19 protein-coding genes and 1 pseudogene are annotated in these 19,555 nt (G+C 72.8%); 5 read left to right on the forward strand and 15 right to left on the reverse strand.

Annotated features, from left to right (window positions below):
- A pseudogene (locus ACOJTC_RS00100) lies at positions 1 to 302 on the forward strand (hypothetical protein); the annotation flags it as partial.
- Here the strand turns inward: ACOJTC_RS00100 and ACOJTC_RS00105 are convergent.
- A complete protein-coding gene (locus ACOJTC_RS00105) occupies positions 287 to 2,371 on the reverse strand; it encodes a molybdopterin-containing oxidoreductase family protein (RefSeq protein WP_420115248.1) in 2,085 nt (694 codons plus the stop codon). The pseudogene ACOJTC_RS00100 and the gene ACOJTC_RS00105 sit on opposite strands and share 16 nt — an antisense overlap.
- Before the next feature lie 241 nt (positions 2,372 to 2,612).
- Here ACOJTC_RS00105 and ACOJTC_RS00110 point away from each other — a divergent pair, with 241 nt between their 5' ends.
- On the forward strand, positions 2,613 to 2,954 hold the full coding sequence (locus tag ACOJTC_RS00110; RefSeq protein WP_007070998.1) for an RNA polymerase-binding protein RbpA: 342 nt from the start codon (positions 2,613 to 2,615) through the stop codon (positions 2,952 to 2,954).
- A 60-nt stretch (positions 2,955 to 3,014) separates the two neighbouring features.
- Here the strand turns inward: ACOJTC_RS00110 and ACOJTC_RS00115 are convergent, their stop codons facing one another.
- The 9 genes from ACOJTC_RS00115 to ACOJTC_RS00155 form a co-directional block, all read right to left on the reverse strand.
- Positions 3,015 to 3,542 carry an FxsA family protein gene (locus ACOJTC_RS00115; RefSeq protein WP_204924225.1) on the reverse strand — a complete coding sequence of 176 codons (528 nt, stop codon included), beginning with the start codon at positions 3,540 to 3,542 and terminating at the stop codon, positions 3,015 to 3,017.
- 96 nt (positions 3,543 to 3,638) lie between these two features.
- The gene (locus ACOJTC_RS00120; RefSeq protein ID WP_420115249.1) at positions 3,639 to 4,412 is read right to left on the reverse strand and encodes a polyprenol monophosphomannose synthase; all 774 of its coding nucleotides are present in this window, start codon (positions 4,410 to 4,412) and stop codon (positions 3,639 to 3,641) included.
- A 22-nt stretch (positions 4,413 to 4,434) separates the two neighbouring features.
- A complete protein-coding gene (lnt, locus tag ACOJTC_RS00125) occupies positions 4,435 to 6,030 on the reverse strand; it encodes an apolipoprotein N-acyltransferase (protein ID WP_420115267.1) in 1,596 nt (531 codons plus the stop codon).
- A 525-nt stretch (positions 6,031 to 6,555) separates the two neighbouring features.
- Positions 6,556 to 7,902 (reverse strand): glutamate mutase L, encoded by a 1,347-nt coding sequence (locus tag ACOJTC_RS00130; protein WP_420115250.1) that lies wholly within the window; start codon positions 7,900 to 7,902, stop codon positions 6,556 to 6,558.
- Positions 7,899 to 8,291 (reverse strand): hotdog domain-containing protein, encoded by a 393-nt coding sequence (locus ACOJTC_RS00135; protein ID WP_088647080.1) that lies wholly within the window; start codon positions 8,289 to 8,291, stop codon positions 7,899 to 7,901. Before ACOJTC_RS00135 ends, ACOJTC_RS00130 begins: the two co-directional genes overlap by 4 nt.
- Positions 8,288 to 9,040, reverse strand: a complete 753-nt coding sequence (locus tag ACOJTC_RS00140) for an OAM dimerization domain-containing protein (protein WP_420115251.1) — start codon at positions 9,038 to 9,040, stop codon at positions 8,288 to 8,290. Before ACOJTC_RS00140 ends, ACOJTC_RS00135 begins: the two co-directional genes overlap by 4 nt.
- Positions 9,037 to 10,599, reverse strand: coding sequence for a lysine 5,6-aminomutase subunit alpha (locus tag ACOJTC_RS00145; RefSeq protein ID WP_420115252.1), 1,563 nt, complete (start codon positions 10,597 to 10,599; stop codon positions 9,037 to 9,039). The genes ACOJTC_RS00140 and ACOJTC_RS00145 overlap by 4 nt, the downstream gene beginning before the upstream one ends.
- A gap of 64 nt (positions 10,600 to 10,663) precedes the next feature.
- A complete protein-coding gene (locus ACOJTC_RS00150; protein WP_420115253.1) occupies positions 10,664 to 12,229 on the reverse strand; it encodes an amidohydrolase in 1,566 nt (521 codons plus the stop codon).
- Between the two features lie 5 nt (positions 12,230 to 12,234).
- Positions 12,235 to 13,284: a zinc-binding alcohol dehydrogenase gene (locus ACOJTC_RS00155; RefSeq protein ID WP_420115268.1), complete on the reverse strand. Its 1,050-nt coding sequence runs from the start codon at positions 13,282 to 13,284 to the stop codon at positions 12,235 to 12,237.
- A gap of 179 nt (positions 13,285 to 13,463) precedes the next feature.
- On the opposite strand from ACOJTC_RS00155, the gene ACOJTC_RS00160 reads away from it, so the two are divergent.
- Entirely contained in the window at positions 13,464 to 14,897 is a 1,434-nt protein-coding gene (locus tag ACOJTC_RS00160; protein ID WP_420115254.1) for a KamA family radical SAM protein, read from the forward strand.
- Positions 14,898 to 14,925: 28 nt separating this feature from the next.
- On the opposite strand, the gene ACOJTC_RS00165 is transcribed toward ACOJTC_RS00160, so the two are convergent.
- Entirely contained in the window at positions 14,926 to 15,261 is a 336-nt protein-coding gene (locus ACOJTC_RS00165) for a YnfA family protein (protein ID WP_420115255.1), read from the reverse strand.
- A 64-nt stretch (positions 15,262 to 15,325) separates the two neighbouring features.
- Positions 15,326 to 15,517 carry a CsbD family protein gene (locus tag ACOJTC_RS00170; protein WP_088647084.1) on the reverse strand — a complete coding sequence of 64 codons (192 nt, stop codon included), beginning with the start codon at positions 15,515 to 15,517 and terminating at the stop codon, positions 15,326 to 15,328.
- Positions 15,518 to 15,708: 191 nt separating this feature from the next.
- Here ACOJTC_RS00170 and ACOJTC_RS00175 point away from each other — a divergent pair, with 191 nt between their 5' ends.
- Entirely contained in the window at positions 15,709 to 16,275 is a 567-nt protein-coding gene (locus ACOJTC_RS00175; RefSeq protein ID WP_420115256.1) for a histidine phosphatase family protein, read from the forward strand.
- Positions 16,276 to 16,289: 14 nt separating this feature from the next.
- On the opposite strand, the gene ACOJTC_RS00180 is transcribed toward ACOJTC_RS00175, so the two are convergent.
- The 3 genes from ACOJTC_RS00180 to ACOJTC_RS00190 are packed head-to-tail and all read right to left on the reverse strand — an operon-like array spanning position 16,290 to position 18,208.
- Positions 16,290 to 16,781, reverse strand: a complete 492-nt coding sequence (locus ACOJTC_RS00180; protein ID WP_204924234.1) for an Lrp/AsnC family transcriptional regulator — start codon at positions 16,779 to 16,781, stop codon at positions 16,290 to 16,292.
- Positions 16,782 to 16,840: 59 nt separating this feature from the next.
- Positions 16,841 to 17,056, reverse strand: a complete 216-nt coding sequence (locus ACOJTC_RS00185; RefSeq protein WP_088647100.1) for a DUF433 domain-containing protein — start codon at positions 17,054 to 17,056, stop codon at positions 16,841 to 16,843.
- 9 nt (positions 17,057 to 17,065) lie between these two features.
- A complete protein-coding gene (locus ACOJTC_RS00190) occupies positions 17,066 to 18,208 on the reverse strand; it encodes an acyl-CoA dehydrogenase family protein (protein ID WP_420115257.1) in 1,143 nt (380 codons plus the stop codon).
- 188 nt (positions 18,209 to 18,396) lie between these two features.
- On the opposite strand from ACOJTC_RS00190, the gene ACOJTC_RS00195 reads away from it, so the two are divergent.
- Positions 18,397 to 19,527: a glycoside hydrolase family 5 protein gene (locus ACOJTC_RS00195; protein WP_420115258.1), complete on the forward strand. Its 1,131-nt coding sequence runs from the start codon at positions 18,397 to 18,399 to the stop codon at positions 19,525 to 19,527.
- Positions 19,528 to 19,555: the final 28 nt, after the last annotated feature.

Consider the following 19,555-nt stretch of genomic DNA (forward strand, 5'->3'; position numbering starts at 1 on the left):
ACGCCGCGCGCGCCGGCGCCGACGCCGCCCGGGAGGAGACCGCCGCGCGGAACGCCCGCGCCGGGGAGGAACTGGCAGCCACGCTGGCCCGGGTGGACGCCCTGACCGCCGAGCTGACCGAGGCCCGTGCCGAGCTGCAACGGGCGCAGCGGGCGTCGGCCGCCGACCGGGCCCGACTGGTCGAACTGGACCGGGCGCTGGCTGACCGGGACGCCGCCCAGCGCCGTGCCGGTCCACGCGCCGACCAGGTCAGCGACCTGGCCACCGCGTTGGCGCGGATCAGCGCTCAGTCGCCGGGCTGATCGGGCCGGATCGCGCCGGCCGGGGCGGCCTGCACCTCGACCCGGGTGTCGTGGAACGTCGGCCCACCACCCAGGTCGGTGTCGCGGACCCCGGTGACCGCGTTGACGGTGCTGCCGCCGGGACTCAACCGCGCCCAGTACGCCTTGTAGGTGAACGCCAACCCCGGGCGGGTGGCGTCGTCCACGGCGACGGTGGCCAGGAACTCCCCCCGGTCGTTGTGCACCCGCGCCGGATCGCCGTCGGTCAGGCCCCGGGCGGCGGCGTCGACGGGATGCAGGTGGATGCGGGGCGGACCGGTGCGGCTGCGGTGCCACGGCAGCGACGCGAACGTCGAGTTGAGGAAGAACCGGCCGGCCGGGGAGATCAACGCCAGCGGGAACCGGCGGGCCAGCACGGCGTCACCCACCTCCACCGGCGGCGTGTACCCGACGAGCGGGTCGACGCCCTGCCCGGTCAGCCGCGGATCGTGGAACCGGGCCCGCCCGTCGTGGCTGGGAAACCCACCCTCGGCGTACGGGGCGGAACCGACGGCCACACCGGTGGCCCGCACGTACGTCCGGCGGGTCAACTCGTCGTAGTCGACGCCGGTGCCGTCGAGCAGCTGCCGTGCCAGGTCCTCGTCGCTGTCCCGCAGCCGGGGATGGTCCAACCCGAGCGCGGCGGCGATCCGCCGGAAGATCTCCGTGTTGGGCAGCGCCTGCCCCGGCGGGTCGAGCACCGGCCGGTTCAGGGTGGCGTAGTGGTGGCCGTAGGAGGTGTGCAGGTCGAGGTGTTCCGGCTGCATGGTGGCCGGCAGCACCACGTCGGCGAAGTCGCAGGTGTCGGTCCAGCGTTGCTCCAGCACCACCGTGAACAGGTCGGCGCGGGTCAGGCCGCGCCGCAGCCGGTTCTGGTCGGGAACGGTCGCGACCGGGTTGGTGTCGAAGACCACCAGCGCGGTGACCGGCGGGTCGGCCTCGTCGGTGAGCGCGGCGGCGAGCCGACTCATGTTGATCGACCGGGCCGGCGGGGCGGGCATCCCGGCGGGTCGGGCGACCCGGTCGGCGTCGATGCGGTGGTGCCCGCTGGTGGTGGCCAACGCCCCACCGCCGGGATACCGGAAGTCCCCGGTGAGCAGGGGGATCGCCGCGATGGCCCGGACCGCCTGCCCGGCCCCGGCGTGCCGCTGCAACCCCAACCCGATCCGGATGGCGGTGGGGCGGGTGGTGGCGATCCGCTCACCGAGGTCCCGCACCACGTCGACGTCGAGACCACACTCGGTGGCGGCCCGCTCCACCGGCCACTCGTCCAGGCGTGCCTGCAACCGATCCCAGCCGACGGTGTGCGCGGCCACCCACGGCCGGTCGACCGCGCCGAGATCCCGGATGTGCCGCATCAACCCCAGGGCGAGCGCGGCGTCGGTGCCGGGCAGCGGCGCGACGTGCGCGTCGCTGCGGGCGGCGGTGTCGGTGCGCAGCGGGTCGATGGTGACGACGTGGGCGCCGCGCTGCTGGGCCTGCCGCACGAACGGCCAGTGGTGCAGGTTGGTGGAGAGCAGGTTCGCCCCCCACAGGACGACCAGTTTCGCCTCCACCACCGACTCCGGTTCGAAACCGACGGACCCGCCGTAGACCGACGAGAGGGCGGCCCGGGACGCGGCCGTGCAGATGGTGGTCCGCAGCCGCGACGCCCCCAGGTGCGCGAACAGCCGCGGACCCATCGACCAGCCCTGCACCAGGCCCATCGTGCCGGCGAAGTAGTAGGGCAGGACCGACTCCGGGCCGTGCACGTCGATGCTGGCGCGCAGCCCGTCGGCGACCCGGCGGACCGCCTCGTCCCAGCTCGCCGGCCGGTACGACACCGGCCCGACACCCTTCGGCCCGACCCGCACCAGCGGGGTGGTCAGCCGGTCGGGCCCGGTGACCGCGTCGAGGTAACGGTTCACCTTGCCGCACAACACGCCCCGGGTGAACGGATGCTCCTGGTCGCCGCGCAGCGCCACCGGTCGCCCGTCGGTGACGGTGAGCTGCCAGACGCAGGTGTCGGGACAGTCCAGGGGGCACGCGCCGGGATGCACGGTGGTGGCCATGCCGCGGATGCTATCGTCACCGGCCGCCCCGCAACGGCCCGTCACCGCTGCCACCGCGGCGCGCGGCGGCTACCATCGCGGTGCACACACCGATGTCGACCCGGCCGGGGCGAACCCGCCGGGTCGGTGTGGTGGCCGGCTACCCTTGCGGGGGTCGTCCCACCCGTCGGGGCGGGAATGCCCCGGCGGTGACCGGCCGTTACACCGGAAGACCAGCACCACGAGCGAGGGGAAGTCGAACATGGGCGAGCGCATGCTGCGCGGTAGCCGGCTGGGCGCGGTCAGCTACGAATCCGACCGCAACACCGAGCTCGCGCCGCGCCAGACCCGCGAGTACCTCTGCGCCAAGGGCCACCAGTTCGAGGTGCCGTTCGCCGTCGACGCCGAGGTCCCCACCACCTGGGAATGCAAGTTCGACGGCAGCGTCGCCCGGCTCGTCGACGGCACCGAACCGGAACAGAAGAAGGCCAAGCCGCCGCGTACCCACTGGGACATGCTCCTGGAGCGGCGGTCCATCGCCGAGCTGGAGGACATCCTGGCCGAACGGCTCCAAGAGGTCCGCACCCGCCGCGGCCGCGCCTGACCCGCACACACGACGACGCCCCCGGGACCTCCCGGGGGCGTCGTCGTCGCTGTGCGGTGTTCAGGGCCGGCGGGGCTCCACGATCTCCCCCTCGATGGCCCGACCCTCGTCGACCACCTGCGGGGCCACCACGTCCTCCCCGGCCGGCGGCGCGGCCGGTTCCCCCTGCCGCACCCGCACCGTACGCGGACCGAACAGGTCACCGGCGACCATCGACGACACCCGCCGCTCGGTGGCCCGCTGCACCCCCGCACGCGCCAACCGGCGCACCGGCGGCACCAGCAGCAACACCCCCACCAGGCCGCTGAGCAGGCCGGGGATCGCCAGCAGCAACGCACCGGCCAACCCGACCAGCCCGTCGGTCACCTGCCGGCCCGGCGGCTGCCGGGACTCCACCGACGTGCGGAACCCCCGCCAGGCGCGCATCCCCTCCCGGCGCAGCAACACCAGCCCCAGCAGGGACGCGGCGAACACCAGCAGCACCGCCGCACCGAACCCGACGGCCCGGCCCACCCCGATGAACACGGCCAACTCCGCCACCACCGCCAGCAGCAGGACCAGTGGCACGAACCTCAGGTATCGGCGCATCTCACCTCATCCGCGTCGCGCGGCACCCGCTCACCGCCACCGGCCGGACAATGCCCGCGGGGCGACAGGCCCGCCCCTCCAGCATGCCACGCCCCCTCACGGCCACCGGTCGTGACCGCGACGCCACCGCGCCGGCCGCCGGTCCCGCAACCCCCAGGTGGTGATCCGCCACAACGCCTCGGCCACGATCAGCGGGCTCATCTTGCTCGCCCCCCGCTCCCGCTCCACGAACGTGATCGGCACCTCCACGATCCGCACCCCCGCCCGGTGCGCCAACCGCGACAACTCCACCTGGAACGAGTACCCCTGCGAACACACCGACTCCAGCCGCATCGCCCGCAACGCCGACAACCGGTACACCCGGAACCCGCCTGTCGCATCCGACACCGGCATCCCCAACGCCATCCGCGCGTACAGGTTCCCGCACCGCGACAGCAGCAGCCGCCGCCACGGCCAGTTCACCACCCGCGCCCCCCCCCCCCACCGCGACCCGATCACCCCGTCGGCGTCGCGGGCCGCCGCCAACAACGCCGGCAGGTCCTCCGGGGCGTGCGACCCGTCGGCGTCCATCTCCACCACCGCGTCGGAGCCGTGCTGCCGCGCCCACCCGAACCCGGCCAGGTACGCCGCCCCCAACCCCTGCTTACCGGGCCGGTGCAGCACGTGCACCTGAGCGTCGGTGGCGGCCATCGCCTCCGCGAGCGTCCCCGTACCGTCGGGGCTGTTGTCGTCGGCGACCAGCACGTCCACCGCCGGCGCGGCCCGACGGACCCGGGCCACCACGTCGGCGACGTTGTCTGCCTCGTTGTAGGTGGGGACCACCACCAGCACCCGGCCCACCCCCGGCTGTCCCCCGGCTGCCTCGCCCACGCTGTCCCCCGGTCCTGCCGGCTCACCCGGCGGCGGTGACCTCCCGGCGGCGCCGCAACGCCCCCGCGACGACCAGGGCCGCGACCGCCAGCCCGGCCAACGCCACCTCCGGCCACCATCCGGCCCGGGTGGCCGGGGTACGCCCCTCGGCGAGCGTCACGTCCCGCACCACCACCGCCCGGGTGTTGAACCCGGTGGCGTCGCTTACCCGCCCGTCCGGGGCGACGAACCCGGACACCCCCACCGTCGAGGCCATCAACGCCGCACGACCGTGCTCCACCGCCCGCAACCGCACCATCGCCAACTGCTGCCGGGCCTCCGCCACGTCGAACGTGGCGTTGTTCGTCTGCACCACCAGCAACTGCGCCCCACCGTCGACGGTGTCCCGCACCAGCCCGTCGTAGGCCACCTCGAAACAGATCACGTCCCCGAGCACCACCGCACCCGCGTCGACCACCCCCGGCGACGCCCCCGGCACGAAATCGGCCCGTACCCGGTCCACCTGCTTGGACACCGCACGCGCCAACGACCGCATCGGCACGTACTCCGCGAACGGCACCGGATGCCGCTTCGTGTACACCTGACCCAGATCCGGGCCGCCACCCGGCCGCCACAGGATGCCCGCGTTACGGACCTCACCGTCACCCGGGCCGGCGAGCACCGCACCGACCAGGATCGGCGCGCCGATCGCGTCGGCGGCCTGCGAGATCCGGGCCCCGGCCGCGGCGTTACGCAACGGGTCGATGTCCGAGGAGTTCTCCGGCCACACCACCAGGTCGGGACGCCGCTCGGCACCCGAACCGACGCGCTCCGCCAGCGTCAACGTCGCGTCGACGTGGTTGTTCAGCACCGCCTGCCGCTGGGCGTTGAAGTCCAGACCCAACCGGGGCACGTTGCCCTGCACGATCGCCACCCGCACCGTACGGCCACCCGCGTCGGCCCCCGACGGCACCAGCCACCCCACCGCCACCAGCGCCACCACACCCGCCACCACAGCGGCCATCGGCTGCCACCGCACCCCCGGCCACCGCCGCCACACCGCCACCAGCAGCAACCCGCCGACCACCGCGACCACCGCGGTGACCAGCGGCGCACCCCCCAACCACGCCCACCCCAGCAGCGGCGACGAATCCTGACTGAACGCCAGCCGCCCCCACGGGAAACCCCCGAACGGGGTACGGTCCCGCAGCGCCTCCTGCCCCACCCACAACACCCCGGTCACCGGCGGCCACGCCCACCGCCACCGGTCCACCACCGGCGACACCCACGCCGTCGCCGCACCCAGCACCGCCAGATAGCCGGCCTGCAACAACGACAGCAGCACCCACGGCAGCAGCCCGGTGTGCAGGTTCGTCCACGCCAGCAGCGGCGCGAACAACGCCACCCCGGTCAGGAAACCCAACCCGGCGCCCGCGCGCAGCCGCCGCCGGTGCGTCGCCGCCGCCAACCCGGCCACCCCGACCGCCGCGAACGGCCACCAGCCGTACGGCGGGAACGCCACCAACAACGCCAGCCCGGCGGCCACTGCCACCGGCACCGCCACCCGCATCGGCAACGGCGACCGCACCGGCCGCACCACGGTCGGGGTACGCGTCTCATCCCGGTCGAGCGTCGTCACCGGCACCTCACCACGATCACGGGCCGAAGGCTACCCGCCCCGCGCCGGTGCTCCCGAGACCACCGAGCCCGAACCGGCCGAGGTCACCCCGGCCCCACCGCCCTGATCCGGGAACCGGTCGGGGTGGGGCGGACACGAAATCGGGGCGCGGCCTAAGCCGCGCCCCGATGCTCCCAGGCCCTTCCCGGCCGGTGGGGCGAGAACGAGCGACGCCGACCTTCGGACCGACCCGACGGTGGACTGGCTGCCCCCGCCTGGCCGTTGTCTACTGGCCGTGCCCCTCACCCTGCCCGTACACCGGTAACCGCGGCCGGTTCGCGCCGCCCCGCCGACCCCCGCCCGCTGGACCTGGCCGCCGCGACTTATACACCAACAATGTCGCTCGGCCAGCGGACGAAGGGACGAAGCGAACAACAGCCGCTTCCCGTAGTAGGACTCAAAGACGGTACGGCCTACACCCCCGCCGCTGTCAACCCACCCACGGCCAGTCGCCCCCACCGACACGGCGTGTCGCGTCGGTGGGTCTCAATCCCCACCCAGATGCCGCCGCAGCAACGCCCCTGCCGCCGCCGGATGCTCCGCGGCGAGCAACCCACCGGCGGCCAGCACGTAATCCACGTCCACCACCGGCCGCGCCGCCCGCGGCAACGGCCACCCCCCGGCATGGTCGGTCAACACCTGCGTCAACACGCCCACCGCCGCCCCGGCGTCAGCGTGACGCAACACACCCCCGGAACCCACCAGCAACCGCACGTCCCGCAGATCCCGCCCCGCCCGCTCACCCGTCGCCGCACCCCGGGCATGCCGCCGCAACGCCACCGTCGCCGCCAACGCCGCGATCCGCCCCTCCACCACCCGATCCCGGCCGTCGACCGGCAGGAACCCCGGATCGGCCGCCCGCGCCGCCGCCACCACCCCCAACGTCTCCTGCTCCGCCGCATCGAGCAGCCGCTCCTCCACCGCCGCCCGCACCACCCCCGGCGCGCTCCACCGCATCCCCAGGTCACCCTCCACCGTGCGGGCCCGCCACAGCGACCCCGCCACCTCCCGACCCGGCCCGTCGGCCCGCTCGTCCGGCGTCAACACCGAATACACGTCGGTCGTCGCCCCACCCACGTCCACCACCACCAGGTCACCACCCACCACGTCGGCGAGGACCTCCACCCCCGTCAACACCGCATCCGGGGTCGCCGCCCGCACCAACCGGCCGAACCGGGCCCCCCGCGACAACCGCTTCCCCCCGATCACGTGCCGCAGGAACACCTCCCGGATCGCCGCCCGCGCCGACGCCGGCGCCAACACCCCGATCCGGGGCAACACGTTGTCCGCCACCGTCACCGGCACCCCCGCCGCCGCCAACACCCCCCGCAGCGCGTCCCGCACCTCCACGTTGCCCGCCAGCACCACCGGCACCCGCCACCGGGCCCGCGCCAACCGGGTCGCGTTGTGCGTCACCGTGTCGACGTCCCCGCCGTCGGTGCCACCCACCAGCAACACCACGTCCGGGCGGGCCGCCCGCACCGCCGCCAGCTCCGCCGCCCCCAACCGGCCCGCCACCACGTGCACCACGTTCGCGCCCGCCGACAACCCCACCCGTCGACCCGCCTGCGCGGTCACCAACGGCTCGTAACCCACCACCGCCAGCCGCAACCCGCCACCCGCCGACGAACACACGTACCACGGCAGCACCCCGGCCGGCCCCGCGCCGGCCCCGTCGGCCGCCGCGCCCACCGCCGCGTCCAACCCGTGCAGCACGTCCGTGCCGACCGACGTGGGCGCCGACGCCGCCCCCACCAGCCGGCCCGCGTCCAGATCCACCACCGCCGCCTTCGTCCAGGTCGACCCGACGTCGGCGCAGACCGCCAGCCTCACGCCGCCGCCGGAACGACCACGGTGCCCGTCGCCGTCACCGCCACCACCGGCTCCGCCAACACCTCCGCCGCCGACCCACCCCGCTCCGGCCGACCCCGGCACACCACCCGCGCCACGAAGTCGATCCCCCGGCTGCGGGTACCCACCCGCACCACCGTCGCCGTCACCTCCACCACGTCACCCGCCCGCACCGACGACACGAACTGCACATCCGAGTACGACGCGAACAACCCCTCGTCACCATCGGTACGGATACACACCTCCGTCGCCACGTCCCCGAACAACCCCAACACGTACGCCCCGTCCACCAGGTTCCCCGCATAGTGGGCATGCGCGTACGGCACGTACCGCCGGTGCGTCACCGTCAACCCCAACCGTGCGTCACTCATCCCCGCGCCTCCCTGTCCGTCACCAACGCATGCACCAGGTACGACGCCACCTCACCCGGCGTGGTACCCCGACCGAAGATCCGGTCCACACCCAGCTCCGCGGTCATCGTCTCGTCGAACCGCGGCCCACCCACGATCAGCAACGGCCGCCTCCCCGCCGGCATCGCCTCCCGGAACGCCGCCGACATCTCCCGCGTGTTGTGCAGATGCGCATCCCGCTGCGTCACCACCTGCGACACCAGCACCGCATCCGCCCGCTCCCGCCGCGCCGCCTCCACCAACTCCGGCACACTCACCTGCGCACCCAGATTGGTGACCTTCAACTCCCGGTAGTACTCCAGGCCCTTCTCCCCGGCGATACCCTTCACGTTGAGGATCGCGTCGATGCCCACCGTGTGCGCGTCCGTGCCGATACACGCCCCCACCACCGACAGCTTGCGACGCAACCGCCGCTTCACCACCGCGTTGACCTCCTTGGCCGACAGCAGCGGATAATCCCGCTCCACCACCTGCACCGCCGACAGGTCCACCAGATGGTTCACCCGCCCATACACCACGAAGAACGTGAAACCGTCACTCATCGGCTTCGCGTGCACCAGCATCGCCGGATCGATGCCCATCTTGTTCGCCAACTGCACCGCCGCACCCTCGGCCCGCTTGTCGTGCGACACCGGCAACGTGAACGACACCTGCACCATGCCGTCACCCGTGGTGTCCCCGTACGGCCGAACGACCGTCTTCTCACTCATGATGGTTGCTGCTCCAGGATCTCCGTGGCCGGGTTGTAGTAGTCCGCCTCGTGCCGCGCCACCCCCGACAGGCCCTTGCCCCGGTCCGCCGGCCGCTTCATGATCCCGAACGTGCCCTCGGCGATCGCCGTCAACAACGACTGGTCCCCGATCCGCTCCAGCAGATCCACCGCCTCACCCAACACCCGGTGCGCCCGCTGCTGGATGAACCCACCCGGGGCCGGCACGAAATCCTCGTGCAACCCCCCCGCCGCACCCAACACGTACCGCACGTTCTGCAGGGCGATGTCCCGGTCCGACAACCACGGCGTCACCACCGCCTCGGTCATCATCCCCACCAGCAGGATCCCCTGCCCCGTCATCGTCCCCACCAGATTGAAGAACCCGTCCAACAGATTCCCCCGGAACACGTCCCCCGTCATGTGCTTCGTCGGCGGCATCCACTTCAACGGCGCATCCGGGAACAACTCCCGCGCCAACAACGCATGCGCCAACTCCAGCCGGAACGACTCCGGCACCTCCGGATTGATCTCGAACGCGTGCCCCAGGCCCAACTGGGCGTCGGCCAACCCCGCCTCGTGCGCGAAGAACTCGTTGAGCAACTGCGACACCGTCACCGTGTGCGCCTCGTCCACCGCATCCGCCGTGGTCAGGTAATTGTCCTCACCGGTGTTGATGATGATCCCCGCCCGCGCGTGCACCTGCCGCGAAAACCGCTGATCCACGAACGTCCGAATCGGATTGATGTCCCGGAACAGAATCCCGTACATCGAATCGTTGAGCATCATGTCCAGCCGCTCCAGGCCGGCCAACGTCGCCATCTCCGGCATGCACAACCCCGACGCGTAGTTCGTCAGCCGCACGTACCGGCCCAACTCCCTCGACGTCTCGTCCAACGCCGCCCGCATCAACCGGAAGTTCTCCTGCGTCGCGTACGTACCCGCGAAACCCTCCCGGGTCGCCCCCTCCGGCACATAGTCCAACAACGACTGCCCCGTCGACCGGATCACCGCGATCACGTCCGCACCCGCCCGCGCCGCCGCCTGCGCCTGCGGAATGTCCTCGTAGATGTCCCCCGTCGCCACGATCAGATAGATCCACGGCCGCTGCTTCGGATCCCCGTACCGCTTCACGAGGCGATCCCGCTCGGCCCGCCGCCTGTCGATCCGCCGCACACCCGCAGCGACCGCCCTGCGGGCCGCCCGACGCGCCACCGTCGCCGCCCTGCCAGCGGGCAGCGCGAACCGCACCGAACCCGCCGCCGCCTTCTGCGCCAGCAACGTCACGTCGTCCAACTGCTCCCGCACCAGCGCGTCGAACACCGGCACCGCCACCCCGTGCCCCAGACCCACGTCCGCGACCACCGCATCCACCAGCCGGTTCACCCACGGAATACCGTCCGGGTCCGCACCCGCCACCCCCGCCAGGCGCAGCACCGCCCGCTCCACCGACACCGTGGTGTGGGTACGCGCCAACTCCACCACCGGCTGCCCGGCCCGACGCGCCAACTCCCGCGCCCGCGCCACCAGCACCGGATCCAGGTCGAGCTTCCCGCTCACCACGTCAACCCGCCGCACCCGACGACGGCGCGGACCCGCGCCGGCACCTCAATGGTCCGCTCGCTCACGACACGCCTTCCTCATAGATGACCTCACCACGCAGCACCGTCGCCCGACACACCGGCAACGGCGTCGGATCCTCCGGCCCCCGCAACTCCGGATCGGCGGACTGCACCACCGGCAACCCCCGCTCCACCCCCGCCGGGGCCTCCCACACCGCGAACGTCGCCGGCGCCCCCTTGGCGATCACACCCTCGTTGTCCAGACGCACCGCCCGCCACCCACCCCGGGTGTGCGCCGCGAACGCCGCCCGCACACTCATCCGCTGCGCCGCACTGTGATGCGCCGCCGCCGCCCGCACCGCCCCCCACGGATCCAGCGGCGTCACCGGCGAATCCGACCCGAACGCCAACGCCACCCCCACCCCGTGCATCGCTCCCATCGGATTCGACTCCAACGACCGCACCAACCCCAACCGCGACTCGTACATCCGACCCGCACCACCCCACAACCGGTCGAACGCCGGCTGCATCGACGCCACGATCCCGAACTCCACGAACCCGGCGATCAACGCCTTGCTCATGATCTCCGCATGCTCCACCCTGTGCCGCGCCGCCCGCACCCGATCCGTCCCCAACACCGCAGCCGCCCCCGCGAACCCCGCCAACACCGTCCCGATCGCCGCGTCACCGATCGCATGGAACCCGCCCTGCACCCCGTGCGCCGCACAGTCCACCAGATGATCACGCACCTGATCCGCGCTCAGATACCCGTGCCCACACCCCTCACCATCGCGGTACGGCCCCGACAGATGCGCCGTCCGCGACCCCAACGCCCCGTCCGCGAACAGGTCACCACCCGCACCCACCGCCCCCAACTCCCGCGCCCGCGCCGCCCCCGACAACTCACCCCAGTACCCGTACACCTCCGGCAACCCCGCACCCGACAAACCCAACAGACCCGTGAAATCCTCCTCGTCGGAGATCTCCGGACCACCACACTCGTGCACCGCCGCGATCCCCACCGACGCCGCCCGCGCCAACGCCACCCGCTGCGCCGCCACCCGCTGCCCCCGCGTCACCCCGGCCCGCGCCACCGCCCGCACCACATGGTGCGCATCCCGCCGCAACCACCCCGACGCGTCGAAACCCGGCAGACCCACCACCTGCGGACACGCCGCCAGCAACGCCTGCGACACCAACGCCGAATGGATCGACGCCTGCGACAGATACACCCGCCGGCCACCCGCCGCCCGATCCAACCGCGCCGCGTCCGGCAACGCCGCATCCACCCAACCCGACTCGTCCCAACCGTGCCCCAACACCACCGCGTCCGACGCCAGACCCGCCGCGAACACCGCCACCGCATCCAGCAACTCCGCCGCCGACCGCACCGACGACAGATCCAGACCCGACAACACCAACCCGGTGTCCGTCGCGTGCACGTGCGCGTCCACGAACGCCGGCGTCACCAGCGCCCCACCCAGCTCCACCACCCGGTCGGCGACCGGCGCGTCCGCGTCCGCACCCAACCAGGCGATCCGCCCGTCCCGCACCAACAGCGCCGTCGCGCTCGGCTCCGCCGGACAGTGCAGCACTCCACCGCGGTACAACGTCGAGGGGTTCGTCATGGCACTCAGTCTGCCGCCAACCGGGACGCGAAGAGACCACGTACCCCCGGCTCCGACCGCACCAACCCCAACGCCAACTCCGAGTGACCCGGCACGTAACCGTTGCCCACCAGCATCGTCACGTCCGCCGCCAACCCCTCCGCACCCAGAGCCGCCGCCGCGAAACTCGTCGCCATCGAGAAGAAGATCACCGTGCCGCCGTCCGCCGTGGCCAACACCGCGCCGTGCTCACACCCCGGCACGTCCACGCACACCACCGTCACGTCCGCCGGCCCACCCAACGCCGTCGTCACCGCCGACGACACCCCCACCGGATCCCGGGCGTCAGCCAACGCCACCACCGACGCCAGACCGGCCGCCACCAGCGCGTCCCGCTCCGCCGCCACCGGCACCACCCCGACCGTACGACCAGCACCCGCCCGCCGCGCCGCCGCCAACGACAACGACCCGCTCTTACCCGCCCCACCGATCACCGCCACCGTCACCGGCGACCCGTCACCCGCCCGCTCCCGCCGCGCCACCTGCTCGGCGACCACCCGGGCCGTCAACGCCGGCGCCCCACACACGTCCAGCACCGCCAACGCCAACTCCGGATGCAGATCCGCCGGCAACACCGCCGCGATCGACCGCGCGAACAGGATCGCGTACCCGTCACACGGCACCTGCTCGCTGCGCCCGTCCCACCGGGCCAACCCGTCGAGGATCGCAAGCGGGGTCAGCGTCAACGACACCAACGTCGCCACCCGGTCACCCACCGCCAACCCCAACGGCGACCGCCGGCCGGCCTCCTCCACGGTGCCGATCAGCATCCCACCCGACCCGGTCACCGGATTCTGCATCTTGCCCCGCGCCGACACGATCTCCAGCACCTCGGCACGGACCTTCGCCCCGTCGCCGTCATGCTTCTGCGCCAACTGCCGGAAACTCGCCGCGTCCAGATTCAGCCGCTCCACCCGGATGCGCACCTCGTTGGGGGCGATCCGCGGGTCGGCGTCCAACCGCCAGGCCGCCTGCGGCAGCACCCCCGCCGGTTCCACGACACGGTGCAGACCCACCGGTGACGTCACGCCGACCTCCCCTCTCCACCGCCCGAAGCCCCGACCAGGACTCGCATCGCGGGAAAACTTACGGCAGACTAATTTCTTCGCCGGATATTTTCCAGTAGCCTTCGGATCTACCGATCATCGCACCAGCTTGCCGGTCACCCCGGCCGCACGCACCACGAGGAGGGGCCGTGACCCAGACCCAACCGATGGCGACCATCCCCGGCCCCCGCCCCGCCCCGGTCGCCGTACCGACCGCCGGGCAGCCCTACGAATACCGCCGCACCCCCCTGGTCGAACCCGACTGGACCCGCTTCCCCGGCTGGCGGGACGTCACCCGCGAACAGTGGGAGAACGCCCAGTGGCAACGCGTCAACTGCGTCAAGAACATCAAGCAGCTCCGCGCCGTCCTCGGCGACACCGTCGACGAGAGCTTCTACACCGACCTCGCCGCCGACCAGCAGGCCCTGGCCACCATGTCGATGCTGGTGCCACCCCAGATGATCAACACGATGGTGCCGTTCGCCCCGATGACCACCGAGGCGTTCCGCGCCGACCCGATCCGCCGCTACATGATCCCCGTCGCCGCCGACCGGCGCACCGACTGGCCGTCGCACCCCTACGCCAGCCGCGACTCACTGCACGAACACGACATGTGGGTCGCCGAGGGCCTCACCCACCGCTACCCCACCAAGGTCCTCGCCGAACTGCTCTCCACCTGCCCCCAGTACTGCGGCCACTGCACCCGGATGGACCTCGTCGGCAACTCCACCCCCGCCGTCGACAAGCTCAAGCTCACCCTCAAGCCCGTCGACCGCTACGACGCCCACATCACCTACCTCAAGGCCCACCCCGGCGTCCGTGACGTGGTCGTCTCCGGCGGTGACGTGGCCAACGTCCCCTGGCGCAACCTGGAGTCGTACCTGATGCGGCTGCTCGAACTGGAGACCGTCCGCGACATCCGGCTCGCCACCAAGGCGCTGATGGGCCTGCCCCAGCACTGGCTGCAGAACGACGTCGTCGAGGGCCTGGAACGGGTCGCCCGCACCGCCGCCCGACGCGGCGTCAACCTGGCCATCCACACCCACGTCAACCCCGCCCAGTCGTTCACCCCGCTGGTCGCGAAGGCCGCCCAGACCGCCCTCGACGTCGGCGTCCGCGACGTGCGCAACCAGGGCGTGCTCATGCGCGGCGTCAACGCCACCGCCCCCGACCTGCTCGACCTGTGCTTCGCCCTGCAGGGTGAGGCCGGCATCCTGCCGTACTACTTCTACATGTGCGACATGATCCCCAACGCCGAGCACTGGCGGGTCCCCGTCTGGCACGCCCAGCAGCTCCAGCACGACATCATGGGCTACCTGCCCGGCTACGCCACCCCCCGGATCGTCTGCGACGTGCCCTTCGTCGGCAAGCGCTGGGTGCACATGCTCACCGAGTACGACCGGGAACGCGGCATCTCCTACTGGACCAAGAACTACCGCACCTCCATCGAGTCGGCCGACCTGGAAGCGCTCAACAAGCGCTACGCCTACTACGACCCGATCGACACCCTCCCCGAGGCCGGCCAGCAGTGGTGGGCCGCCCACCCCGACGACTGCACCCGCACCACCCCGTCGCCCCCGTGACCCGGACCGGTCACGGGGGCGACGGGCGTCACGCCCCGCGCGGGGCGTACATGATCACGGCGACGCCGAGCAGACAGATCGCCGCGCCCGCCAGGTCCCACCGGTCCGGCCGGAAGCCGTCGACCAGCACCCCCCACGCCAGCGATCCCGCCACGAACACCCCGCCGTACGCGGCCAGGATGCGGCCGAAGTTCGCCTCCGGCTGGAACGTCGCCACGAACCCGTAGACGCCCAACGCGATCACCCCGGCGGCGATCCACCACAGGCCCCGGTGCTCCCGCCAGCCCTGCCAGATCAGCCACGCCCCACCGATCTCGGCGAGCGCGGCCAGGACGAACAACACCAGCGAACGGGCGACCAGCATGCCCGCACGCTAACCCGGGTGGCCCCCGCACCGTGCCCAGGGGCCACCCGACCGGCGTGGACCGTCAACGCATGGCATCCCGGACGTCCCGACCGGCGTCCTTGACGTGCTCGCCGGCCTGCCGGGCCCGCGCCTCGCTCTGCTCGGTGGCGCCCTCGGCCCGCATCCGCTCGTTGTCGGTCATGTCGCCGAGCCGCTCCTTCGCGGCGCCGGTCAGCTCCTGGGCCTTGTTCTTCGCCTTGTCGGTGAAGCTCATGTCGCCTCCTGTCGCTGCGGCGGTCACGGGGCCGCTGCCCCGTACCGGTGGCGTCCCCGATCCGGCCGACCCGAAACAAAATCGCGCCGTAGGCGCTGGTTGGAAGGGGTGCGCCTTGGCGCACCATCTGTAGAGCATCCTAGGACAATAGGTGGCCGGCTGGGACCGGCGGATGCTGGTTGACTGGGCGGATGAGCGAGATCATCCTGATCCGGCACGGCGAGACGACGTGGAGCGCCAGCCGACGGCACACCTCGTACACCGACCTGGAGCTGACCCCCGACGGCGAGCGGCAGGCCCGCGCCCTGGCCGGGGTGCTGGCCGGGCAGCGCTTCGCCACCGTGCTCGCCAGCCCCCGGCGACGGGCGCTGCGCACCGCGCAGCTCGCCGGCCTCACCGTCCACGACACCGACGACGGCCTCACCGAGTGGAACTACGGCCGGTACGAGGGCCGCACCACCGCCGACATCCACACCGAACGCCCCGACTGGGACCTCTGGACCGACGGCTGCCCCGACGGGGAGACCCCCGACCAGGTCGGGGCCCGGGTCGACCGGCTGCTCGCCCGGCTCACGCCGCTGCTGGCCCAGGGCGACGTCGGGCTGGTCGGGCACGCCCACCTGCTGCGGGTGGTCGGCGCCCGGTGGATCGGCCTGCCCGCCGCCGGCGGAGGCAAACTACGCCTGGACACCGCCACCGTCAGCGTGCTCGGCCACGAACACGGCCGCCCGGTGATCCTGCGCTGGAACGGCCGCTGAGCACCGGGCGGCAGCTAGGCCGGGGCCTCCGCGCCGCTGCGGGCACGGCTGCGTAGCTCCCCCACGGCCACCTTCGGCGGACGCCCCTCGTACGGGGTGGACAGCACCACCGTCGTGCGGGTGGTCACGTTCGCCGCGGTGCGGATCTCCTGGAGCACCCGTTCCAGGTCGGCCGGCCCGGCCACCCGCACCAGGAGCAGGTAGAAATCCTCCCCCGCCACCGAGTAGCAGGAGTCGATCTCGGGCAGGTGGGCCAGCCGCTCCGGCGCGTCGTCCGGCTGCGACGGGTCGAACGGCCGGATCGCCACGAACGCGGTCATCGGCAGGTCCAACGCCTCGAACGACACCCGGGCGGTGTACCCGTTGATCACGCCGCGCTGTTCCAGCCGGCGGACCCGCTGGTGCACGGCCGAGACCGACAGGCCGACCCTCTCCGCCAGATCCGTGTACGACAGGCGGCCGTCGGCGGTCAGCGCGGCGACGATGGCACGGTCGATCTCCTCCACCCGTGCAACCTACCCGGTGGAGCGCTCCCCTGGCGACGACGTCCCGCCCGATGTGACGCTCAGCGGGCCGCCCGGTCGCGCACCGCGTCCGCCGCGAAGTTGAGCACCTCGGCCAGATCCTCCTCGTCGAGGAAGGGCAGATCGGTGAGGATGTCCGTCACCGACATCCCCTCCGCCATCATCGCCAGCAGGGTCGCCACCGGGACGCGGGACTGCCGCACGCACGGCGCGCCGCCCATCACCTCGGGGTCGATGGTGATCCGGGGAAACGTCACCGGCACAGGTTAGTCCCTCGCCAGCGCCCGGGAGATCACCAGCCGCTGGATCTGGTTGGTGCCCTCGACGATCTGGAGCACCTTCGCCTCGCGCATGTACCGCTCGACCGGGTGGTCGGCCACGTAGCCGGCTCCGCCGAGCACCTGCACCGCGTCGGTGGTCACCCGCATCGCCACGTCGGTGGCGAACAGCTTCGCCTTGGCCGCCTCGATCGAGTACGGCCGGCCGGCGTCGCGCAGCCGGGCCGCCGCCAGGGTCAGCGCCCGCGCGGCGGAGATCTGGGTGGCCGCGTCGGCCAGCAGGAAACCCACCCCCTGGAAGTCGACGATGGGCCGGCCGAACTGCTGCCGCTGGCGGGCATAGCCGACGGCGTAGTCCAGCGCCGCCTGGGCCAGGCCGACCGCGCAGGCGGCGATGCCCAGCCGCCCCGAGTCCAGCGCGGACATCGCGATGGTGAAGCCCGCGCCCTCCCCGCCGATCAGCCGCTCGGCCGGCACCCGGGCGTCGTCGAAGGCGATCTGCGCCACCGGCGACGAACGCAGCCCCATCGTCCGCTCGGCCGCCTGCGGGGCGATGCCCGGCGTGCCCCGGTCGGCCAGCAGGCAGGAGATGCCCTTCGGGCCCGGTCCGCCCGTCCGGCAGAACACGTTGTAGAAGTCCGCCACCTGGGCGTGCGTGATCCACGCCTTGACCCCGGTGACCCGGTAGTCGTCGCCGTCGCGGACCGCCCGGGTGGTCAACCCGGCGGCGTCCGACCCACCCTGCGGCTCCGACAGGCAGTACGCCCCGAGCAGTTCCCCACCCACCAGCTCCGGCAGGAGCTTGCGCTGGGCGTCGGTGCCGAACGCGGCAAGCGGGTAGCAGGACAGGGTGTGCACGCTGACCGCCTCGGCGACCGCGAGCCACCGGCCGGCAAGGATCTCCAGCACCTGCAGGTAGACCTCGTACGGCTGGGCCGCACCGCCGTGCTCCTCGGCGTACGGCAGGCCCAGCAGGCCGGCCCGGCCCAGGGTGCGCAGCACGTCGCGGGGGAACTCGGCGCGCTCCTCGAAACCGGCGGCCCGGGGCGCGAGTTCCCGGTCGGCCAGTTCGGTGGCGAGGTCGAGCAGGTCGTGGGCCTCGTCGGTGGGGAGGATGCGGTCGACAGTCATAGCGCGATGAGCTCCAGAGGTGGGTGAGCCGCCGCCCGTCGTCCGCCGGGCGCCACCCCGCAAGCTTAACGGTCGTTCGGGTCGGGGCCCAGTCCGGCGTCGGCTGGCACCCCGGGTGAACCGTCCCCGCCGCGGCTACGTACCACCGGACGCCTTCCCCGGTCCCGACGAGCCCGACCGGAGTTCCCATGCACCGACGCGCAGCACTGACCTCGACGGCGGTGGCCCTCGCCGCGCTCGTCGCCGGCTGGGCGGCCCTGACCGTCCCCACCGCGAACGCCGAGACCGACACCGCACCACCGGCCGCCACGAGCCTGGCCGACCCCGCGACGTCCGCCCCGCCCCCGGCCACCGCCGACGCCCCGGTCCCCGCCACCGGGGCACCGGCCGCCGCGCCCGTCGGGTCCCCGGTGGACCGGCACGGCCGGCTACGGGTGTGCGGGGTGCACCTGTGCGACGCGGCCGGCGAGCCGGTCCAGTTGCGCGGGATGAGCAGCCACGGCCTGCAGTTCTTCCCGAACTGCCTCAACACCGACTCGCTGGCCGCGCTGCGCACCGACTGGCGGGCCGACTTCGTCCGGGTGGCGATGTACGTCCAGGAGGGAGGATTCGAGACCGACCCGGCCGGCTTCACCCGCCGGGTCGACGAGGCGGTGGAGACCGCCAGCGCCCTGGGCCTCTACGTGGTGGTCGACTTCCACGTCCTGACCCCCGGCGACCCGCTGGTCAACCTGGACCGGGCCCGGTCGTTCTTCGCCGAGGTCGCCGCCCGGCACGCCGCACGGACCAACGTGCTCTGGGAGATCGCCAACGAACCCAACGGGGTCGCCTGGGCCACCATCAAGAGCTACGCCGAGCAGGTCATCCCGGTGATCCGCGCCGCCGACCCGGACAGCGTGGTGCTGGTCGGCACCCGGGGCTTCTCCTCCCTCGGCGTCTCCGAGGGTGCCGACGAGACCGAGGTGACCGACGACCCCGTCGAGGCCGAGAACATCATGTACACGTTCCACTTCTATGCCGCCTCCCACCGGGACCTGCAACGCGACACGGTGGCCCGGGCCGCCCGGAGCCTGCCGCTGTTCGTCAGCGAGTTCGGCACCCAGACCTTCACCGGCGACGGCCCCAACGACCTGGCCAGCGCCACCACCTGGCTGGACCTGCTGCAACGCCTGAAGATCAGCTACTCGATGTGGAGCTACTCCGACGGCCCGGAGAGCAACTCGGTGTTCCGGCGGGGCACCTGCGCCGGCACCGACTTCACCGGCACCGCCGTGCTGACCGAGTCGGGAGCGTTCATCCGCTCCCGGATCCTGGGCTGAGCCGCCGGGACGCCCACCGTCGATACCA

Origin of the sequence: Micromonospora sp. (assembly GCF_048594385.1) — a bacterium.
GTDB classification, from domain to species: domain Bacteria; phylum Actinomycetota; class Actinomycetes; order Mycobacteriales; family Micromonosporaceae; genus Micromonospora; species Micromonospora wenchangensis.

What these genes read in the sequence shown, in the direction of transcription:
- ACOJTC_RS00135 (WP_088647080.1), bottom strand. Translation starts at nt 8,291, where the DNA reads ATGAGTGACGCACGGTTGGGGTTGACGGTGACGCACCGGCGGTACGTG.
- ACOJTC_RS00195 (WP_420115258.1), top strand. Translation starts at nt 18,397, where the DNA reads ATGCACCGACGCGCAGCACTGACCTCGACGGCGGTGGCCCTCGCCGCG.
- ACOJTC_RS00110 (WP_007070998.1), top strand. Translation starts at nt 2,613, where the DNA reads ATGGGCGAGCGCATGCTGCGCGGTAGCCGGCTGGGCGCGGTCAGCTAC.
- ACOJTC_RS00105 (WP_420115248.1), bottom strand. Translation starts at nt 2,371, where the DNA reads ATGGCCACCACCGTGCATCCCGGCGCGTGCCCCCTGGACTGTCCCGAC.
- ACOJTC_RS00170 (WP_088647084.1), bottom strand. Translation starts at nt 15,517, where the DNA reads ATGAGCTTCACCGACAAGGCGAAGAACAAGGCCCAGGAGCTGACCGGC.
- ACOJTC_RS00165 (WP_420115255.1), bottom strand. Translation starts at nt 15,261, where the DNA reads ATGCTGGTCGCCCGTTCGCTGGTGTTGTTCGTCCTGGCCGCGCTCGCC.
- ACOJTC_RS00175 (WP_420115256.1), top strand. Translation starts at nt 15,709, where the DNA reads ATGAGCGAGATCATCCTGATCCGGCACGGCGAGACGACGTGGAGCGCC.
- ACOJTC_RS00115 (WP_204924225.1), bottom strand. Translation starts at nt 3,542, where the DNA reads ATGCGCCGATACCTGAGGTTCGTGCCACTGGTCCTGCTGCTGGCGGTG.
- ACOJTC_RS00190 (WP_420115257.1), bottom strand. Translation starts at nt 18,208, where the DNA reads ATGACTGTCGACCGCATCCTCCCCACCGACGAGGCCCACGACCTGCTC.
- ACOJTC_RS00140 (WP_420115251.1), bottom strand. Translation starts at nt 9,040, where the DNA reads ATGAGTGAGAAGACGGTCGTTCGGCCGTACGGGGACACCACGGGTGAC.
- ACOJTC_RS00150 (WP_420115253.1), bottom strand. Translation starts at nt 12,229, where the DNA reads ATGACGAACCCCTCGACGTTGTACCGCGGTGGAGTGCTGCACTGTCCG.